The sequence below is a fragment of the Legionella pelazae genome (genome assembly GCF_052527395.1).
The window spans coordinates 72,434-79,545 of record NZ_JBNVZS010000016.1 but is presented as its reverse complement, the minus strand read 5'-3'; the positions used below and the strand labels follow the sequence as shown (position 1 = coordinate 79,545).

Sequence of the window (7,112 nt, the reverse complement as noted above, 5' to 3'; positions counted from 1 at the left end):
AATTATGAATAGGCTATACTTGTATGACTAAAATTGTTGGGCTGCGCTAGGCTTAGCTTAAAATAGTTCTTTTCTTACTTTCCCTAGGCGCCACGGCATAAATGGATTCCCGCCTGCGCAGGAATGACAAGCGTTTAAACAAGTTGTTTAAAATTAATCCGTTATGCTTCCTAAATCTGTCATATTCACTAAATTTGTTATACTTACTAAATCTGTTATACCCATTAAATCTGTCATACTCACCAATTTGTTATACTCATTAAATCTGTCATACCCGCGTAGGCAGTTATCCATCTTTCAAAACAATCCGATGGATAAGTCGAGCCACTGCGGGTTATGTTGCTCGATTAGGTTTATTTTCCACTGGCGGTACCACTTTTTTATGCGCTTTTCTCTGGTTATTGCTTCATAAACATCCAAGTGAATTTCATAATACACCAGTCGATAGATACTGTATTTTTTAGTGAATCTTTCAACTAGCTCAGCTTTATGCTGGCTAATTCGCTGTATAAGATTGCTGGTGATTCCTGTATAAAGAGTTCCATATTTTTTGTTGGCTAATATATAAACGTAATATTGTTTTTCTTCCATTTACTTTCTATAGACTTGCTAAAATTAATTTCCTTTAAGGATTATAAGCAATTAGAAGAAACAATAACCCTATGTTTAAGTTTTTCTTTGCCTTAACTTAATTTGAAATTACATACATAGACACATGATTGCAGCGAAGTACTCTATTATTAAAGAAAAGGTACTTTATCATAAGTTAAAACTTAATTACGGTTGAGATATTTATGGAAACTACGCTCAATAATCGACTTGCCATATATAGTATGATGCTGACTTTTTTTCTAGATTTTGTTGGTTTATTTATGGTCTATCCTATTTTCGCACCATTGTTTCTAGATACTAATAGCCCAATGTTAGATCCGAATACATCGCATTTTACTCGAACCCTGATTGTCGGGACTTTAACGATGATTTATGGTGTAGGACAATTTTTTGGTGGCCCCTTGCTAGGTGAATTATCAGATCAGTTTGGTCGCAAACGTATTCTAATGTTAGGCCTGTCCGTTTTAGTTATTGCTAATCTTCTCGGTGCTGTTGCGCTTATAGCTAATATTTTATGGCTACTCTTTGTTGGACGTTTCTTAACTGGCGTTGCTTCTGGTAATGGTTCGGTTATTTTTGCAGCTGTATCTAATATGAGTAGCAATGATACGGAACGCGGCATTAATTTAGGTTATCTTGCTGGCGCGGCTTCCCTAGGCTGTGTATTAGCGCCCATGGTGGGTTCGCATTTATCTAGTTCGGCTTTAATACCTTGGTTTAGCTGGTATACGCCATTTTTATTTATGGCTATTATTTTCTTACTCAACTTATTACTCATTGCTGTGGTTTATCAAGATACAGGTATTTATCAACGTCGCACATTAAGTTTAACGACTGGCCTTCACAATATTGTTGAATGTTTCAAAATGCCACAAGTTAATATTATGTTATTAATCTATTTCCTCTTCGTGTTAAGTACAGAAAGTACGTTTACTGGTTTACCTATATTTGCAGTAGAGAAATTTCAGGTATCTAGCACTTGGCTAGGTTATCTATTTGGTTTTGGCTCGTTAGTCGCCGCATTTAGCTCCATCTATTTAAATAAACAGCTTAGTAAAAAATTTAATTCCTATGTTATTGTTTTATTAGCGAGTGGTATCTTGTGCTTAGGATATGCGCTCTATTTATTTACGCCAAGCGCTAATTGGCTTTATCTAGCTTATGGATTAGTAGGCCTTACCTGTGCCACAATTTGGTCGCAACAAAATGCAATTATTGCAAATATGGTAGATATCCAAGTACAAGGCAAAGTGTTAGGAGTAACCCAATCGTTATTATCATTAGCGATTATTATTGGTCCTGCTTCCATCGGGTTAATTGCTTCCACGCACTATAACTTTATTCCTATTTTATGTTTAACAGCAGGTTTATTAAGTTGGATTATTTTTATAAGGTTTTATTTACAGTATGCGCGGTCTGTAAATGGATTCCCGCCTACACGGGAATGACAGAAGTTTGGGAATAACATAGGTTTGAGAGTGACAAAAGCTTGGAAATGAGGGGTTCGGAATAACAGAGTTTGGGATAGAGTTCTAGAGTAGCTGATTAGGTTTTCAATGTAATTTTATGAATTCTATTGACCGCTTTCAAGTATAGGAATGCTTCTAAATATTAAGCTTTAAAATAATAAAATAAGTTTTCGTTAATAAAATTATTTTATACTAGCTATTATTTACCTTATAATGGTTACCTTTTGGCAATCCATTAGCTGAGTACTGTCTGCGATGAAAGCATGGTCTTCTGAAAAAATATCTGTTTTTGCTCTTGTTTTATTAATTACAGGGGCCATTGACAGTATTCGTAATTTACCCGGGACTGCTTTATTTGGCTCCTCACTGATTTTCTTTTTTATTTTCTCAGCTATTATATTCTTAATTCCTGTTGCCTTAGTTTCTGCAGAACTTTCCTCAACTTGGTCCGAGGAAGAAGGTGGTGTTTATAGCTGGGTAAAATCAGCTTTTGGCGAAAATGTCGCTTTTTTTACTATTTGGTTACAGTGGATTAATACCCTCGTCTGGTACCCAACTATCTTATCTTTTATTGCCGGAACTTTGGCGTATTTAATTAATCCAGAACTGATTCAAAATAAATATTATTTAATTTCCATTATATTAATTGTCTTTTGGTCGCTTACCTTTTTAGGGTTAGCAGGCCTTAGAGCGTCGGCTGCGTTTGCCAGTTTTTGTGCTATTGTGGGTATGATTTTACCCATGGGTTTTATTATCTTACTTGCGTTTATTTGGCTTATAAAAGGTCATCCATTAGCCATCGATCTTAGTTTAACTAACCTTATTCCACATTGGACTGATACGCAATCTTGGGTATCGCTTACAGCGATAATGACCTCTTTCTTAGGCATGGAATTAGCTGCAGTGCATGTCCGTAATGTGCACTCGCCCCAGCGAAACTTTCCGCGAGCTATGTTTTTATCAGTTATTTTAATTTTAATAACGATGATTTTTGGCTCACTTGCTATTGCTTTTGTTTTGCCTCAAGAAAAAATTAATCTGGTTGGTGGTGTGATGCAAGCTTTTGATAACTTTTTTCAAGTTTATCGTTTAAATTTTTTAATGCCCGTGCTCATTATATTACTCTTATTAGGAAGCTTAGGAAGCATGGTTAATTGGATTATTTCACCTGCTAAAGGATTATTATTAGCAGCTGATCATGGCTTTCTGCCTCATTGGCTCTATCGCTTAAATAAACATGGCGTTGCCTCTCGAATCTTACTTTTACAAGCAACCATGGTAACGCTTCTTTGCAGTGGCTTTTTACTTTTTCCAAACGTTAATGCGATTTACTGGCTGTTTACTGATCTAAGTACGGAGCTCTACATTTTAATGTATATTTTAATGTTTCTGGCAGCCTGGCGCTTAAAAAGTAAATTTGCGCACCTACCACGTCCTTTTGAAATTCCCGGTGGCAAATTGGGTTATTATTTAACTTGTGGTTTAGGATTAGTAGGTTGTACGATTACACTTATTATCGGTTTTATTCCGCCAGAAAGTAGCATGGATATTGGCGGCGCTGATCACTTTCGAGTAGTGTTTAGTTTAGGAATTATCTGTATGCTACTGCCGGCTTTTTTATTATATTCTCGTAAGAGAAAAGGAAATATTTCTACTAAATTAATTAAAGAACAGAGCCTAGTTAAATAGAATTAGCTTGCGAATTTCAATAGTCTAAATATTAAAACCATCATAAATTAGTTTAATTATTATCCCCTCCTAAATAATTACTATGAGAATATATAGTAAGTCATTATTTTAATAACCTGTACCACAAACTGATTAATATGAGAACAAAATATATATTTTTACAACATTATGGCAAAAATTAATATTTACTTAAGCTTTAATTGCTATCCTTAATAATACTTATATTAGTTAAGTTTCAAAGATGTTAGTTAGAGATGTATTAGACTGCTTAAATGACATAGAAATCTTATTTTGCCGAGTTCCTGTAAGAAATATAGACCTTACAAGCGAACATCGAAAAGAAATTGAGAAACTTCGTGAATCAATTAGTAAAAATTATAATACTAAAGAAGAGCACTCAGCCAGCAAGAGCAGTCTTTTCTCAATTCCAATATTTAAAAGTAGAACTCACACTGAAATACCTGATAGTGAAATATTATCAAAATTTGAAGGTTTATTTAATTCTCTTCAACAAAATATTGGGCAGATAGGAATGTTAGGAGATCTTTCTGCTAAGCAAATCTCTTTAACCGAGCCACTTACTGTAGAATCTCTCAACGCGATTATTGAGTATTTTAATACTTTGCTGGATAAATTGAATACAGAGCAAAATAAAGAGTATGAAAATTTTAAGAAACAAAAAACTACTTATAAAGAACACTCTAAATTAATAAGGGATATTTTGCCAGATGAATTAGCAAGAACTGATTTTCAATTAAATGCTTGGATCCAAGAATTTAAGGAATTTGAAAGTAAAGCACATGCTCTTATCGTTTCAGGTGAAAAAACCTATTCTATATTTAAGAATCAGCAGGATGCAATCTATAGTACTAGAATGCAGAAGGAATTAACTGATATCACGAAAAATTTAAGTCAATTAAATCAACAACGCGCTGAATTATTAAAAAATATTCAAGACAGATATCAAACTATCGAAAATAGCATTTCAAAGGGAGGCATTAATTCAAAACAACAAGAAACTGATATTATACACTGGGAAAATAAACATGATTTTGATGTTACCTCCTTTTCATCCACTTTAGATTCATTGTTTGCATATTTAGCTGACCTTGATTTAGATAAACATGTTAATAACAGACAAGTTTTTGAAAAAGATTTAGAGAAGTTTGTAGATAAATTATTTAAGGACTTATTAAGAGATAAAACACCGCCTAGTTTCAGCAAAAATTTGCTTGAAAAGTTACAGAAATTGCTTTTACAGCCTAAAAAACCCGATAATTATCTAAAGCAACTCCAAGAATTAAAGGAGGAATTAATTAATAACTACCTAATACAAGTGAAGGCTATAGAAAAACCCGTTTTAAAAGCAAAAATGATCCTTTTAACTCAACTTACAGCAGAAATTATAAAATTTCAAAAAACTATAGAAGCTGCTAAGAAAGAGCATTTAGAAAGTATTTCTAATTTACTTCTAGAAATCCCCAAGGCTAGAAAAGAGGAATTATCAGTTGAGTCCTCTCCTCTCATACCTCCAATTGACAGCGAGCGCAAAAAGATAGAAGAACTTTATTTAAAAGCTAGGCAAGACTTAACTGAAGAGTATAGAAATGCTATTGTTAACTTGGAACAAAAACTAATTGAATCTGGATACTCAGAAACAGAACTAACTGAATTACGCAAAAACCAAGAAAGTAAATTTGCAGAATTACTTAAAGTTAAATCGTTGGATTTAAAAGAACTTAAAGAATGCTATTTAAAACAAATTTCAGAGCTTCAGGAAATATTAATTTCACAACAATATGAAAGAATGACTGCTCTACTTAAGAGTGATTCAGAACAGCTAACTAGCTTACTTAACCTATTTCCGTCTGACTCTAATAATGGAGTAGTCAAAAACGCTCGTGATCGTAAAAAATTGTTAGAAACCTCAAAAGTTGAATTTGACAAGTTATACGAAGAATACAAGACTAAGCGAAAAGAACCTACCCAAGGCACGGAGAACTCTAAATTAGAAATATTAGGTTTAATTCTTTCGCAACAGCAAACCTTGTTAGAGAAGTTTGAAGAACAGGAAAACAAAATAGGAGAGGCACAAAAAGCGCCTAAGCCTTCTAATCAACAGATAATTGTTTCGCTTGACCACGAATTTCAAACACAAAGAACTAACTTACTTAAAGTATTTCAAGCAGCTATTACGAAACTTGAAAAAAGTATGTCAGTTTTTGATGATATAGCAAAAAGTTATGATGGCGATAATAATATACCAAAATTATTAAAAAATCTAAGAGAAGAGTTGAAAAAACAGATCGAAACTTATAAGGAAGCTCTCCATTTAATTACTCAACCTAAGATGCCTTTAATGAATCTACAACAATTAATAGATACAAATTTAGGCACGATAGACGATAATTTAGTTAAACTTAAAAACGCCTTAGAAGAGGTTTATAAGGAGACCGTAACAACTATAAGTATGCAGCTAACTCAGCAATTGAATGCTTCTCCGTCTATAGAAAACCCGAGAAATCAATTAGAGAACAACATTGTTGAATCTAGAAAAGAGGCTCAAGGCATTTTAGGGGAATTAAATTCAGCTTTTGATACATTATACACTCTCAAAACAAGCGAAGAACTTATTGCTTGGCAAAAAAACCTTTATAATAACTGCCGACAGGCTAAACAATGTTCCTTAGCACTTCAAAACGGGTGTGAACAATATAATAAGCAAACTCAGGAAACTGCAAGACGTAAAGCACTACCGCTTTATAAAAGTTCTAATGAATTTTTGCAAGAGTTAGCAAAAGAATATGAGCGCATCGTAATTAAATATAGTGGCATCAATAAGAAGATTCAAAAAGTTAAAAATGACCCAGCGAAGGCTCAAAGCTTACAGCAATCTAAAATATCTATGTGTAACATTGAAATACCTTTTAATGAAGAAAATAGAAGTATATTTCTTTTGGATTCAAGACTTAAAAAATTACATGATATATATCAAAGCGTTAAGTGCATAAATGATGATTATCTTAAAGATCCTCAAGCGACTGCTGATTCTTCGTATAAGGAGAAATTAGGTAAGAAGTTCGATGAGTTGCGTACAGATGACATGCAAGATATCTCGGTTGATAAACGATCTGGATTTATTAGCTGGATACGATCAATAATAAAAAGATTTAGTAGTAAAAAAGATTCAGTTAACCAACAAGCTGCAAATCATCATCCTTTTTTTAAAACAAGCTTAGGCGCTTGTGCAACAGAAAAAGTTCTCGTTGATGCAGGAAATAACTTAGTTAAAGTTCTTAACAGCAATCGGTAAGTTGCCTTACTTTAATCATTGTAAATTTT

The 7,112-nt window shown here is 33.3% G+C and carries 4 protein-coding genes; 3 read left to right on the top strand and 1 reads right to left on the bottom strand.

The window, feature by feature from the left end; genetic code table 11:
• Window positions 1-297 precede the first annotated feature (297 nt).
• On the bottom strand, window positions 298-591 hold the full coding sequence (locus tag ACQUW5_RS13785; protein ID WP_444991851.1) for a GIY-YIG nuclease family protein: 294 nt from the start codon (window positions 589-591) through the stop codon (window positions 298-300).
• A gap of 203 nt (window positions 592-794) precedes the next feature.
• Here ACQUW5_RS13785 and ACQUW5_RS13780 point away from each other — a divergent pair, with 203 nt between their 5' ends.
• The 3 genes from ACQUW5_RS13780 (at window position 795) to ACQUW5_RS13770 (ending at window position 7,083) form a co-directional block, all read left to right on the top strand.
• Entirely contained in the window at window positions 795-2,060 is a 1,266-nt protein-coding gene (locus tag ACQUW5_RS13780) for an MFS transporter (protein ID WP_444991850.1), read from the top strand.
• A 276-nt stretch (window positions 2,061-2,336) separates the two neighbouring features.
• Window positions 2,337-3,770 carry an amino acid permease gene (locus ACQUW5_RS13775; RefSeq protein WP_444991849.1) on the top strand — a complete coding sequence of 478 codons (1,434 nt, stop codon included), beginning with the start codon at window positions 2,337-2,339 and terminating at the stop codon, window positions 3,768-3,770.
• A 241-nt stretch (window positions 3,771-4,011) separates the two neighbouring features.
• Window positions 4,012-7,083 carry a hypothetical protein gene (locus tag ACQUW5_RS13770; protein ID WP_444991848.1) on the top strand — a complete coding sequence of 1,024 codons (3,072 nt, stop codon included), beginning with the start codon at window positions 4,012-4,014 and terminating at the stop codon, window positions 7,081-7,083.
• The last annotated feature ends 29 nt before the right edge of the window (window positions 7,084-7,112 follow it).

Bases quoted from the DNA above. Each gene is read 5' to 3' on its own strand.
- ACQUW5_RS13785 (WP_444991851.1), bottom strand. From the start codon at position 591: ATGGAAGAAAAACAATATTACGTTTATATATTAGCCAACAAAAAATAT.
- ACQUW5_RS13780 (WP_444991850.1), top strand. From the start codon at position 795: ATGGAAACTACGCTCAATAATCGACTTGCCATATATAGTATGATGCTG.
- ACQUW5_RS13775 (WP_444991849.1), top strand. From the start codon at position 2,337: ATGAAAGCATGGTCTTCTGAAAAAATATCTGTTTTTGCTCTTGTTTTA.
- ACQUW5_RS13770 (WP_444991848.1), top strand. From the start codon at position 4,012: ATGTTAGTTAGAGATGTATTAGACTGCTTAAATGACATAGAAATCTTA.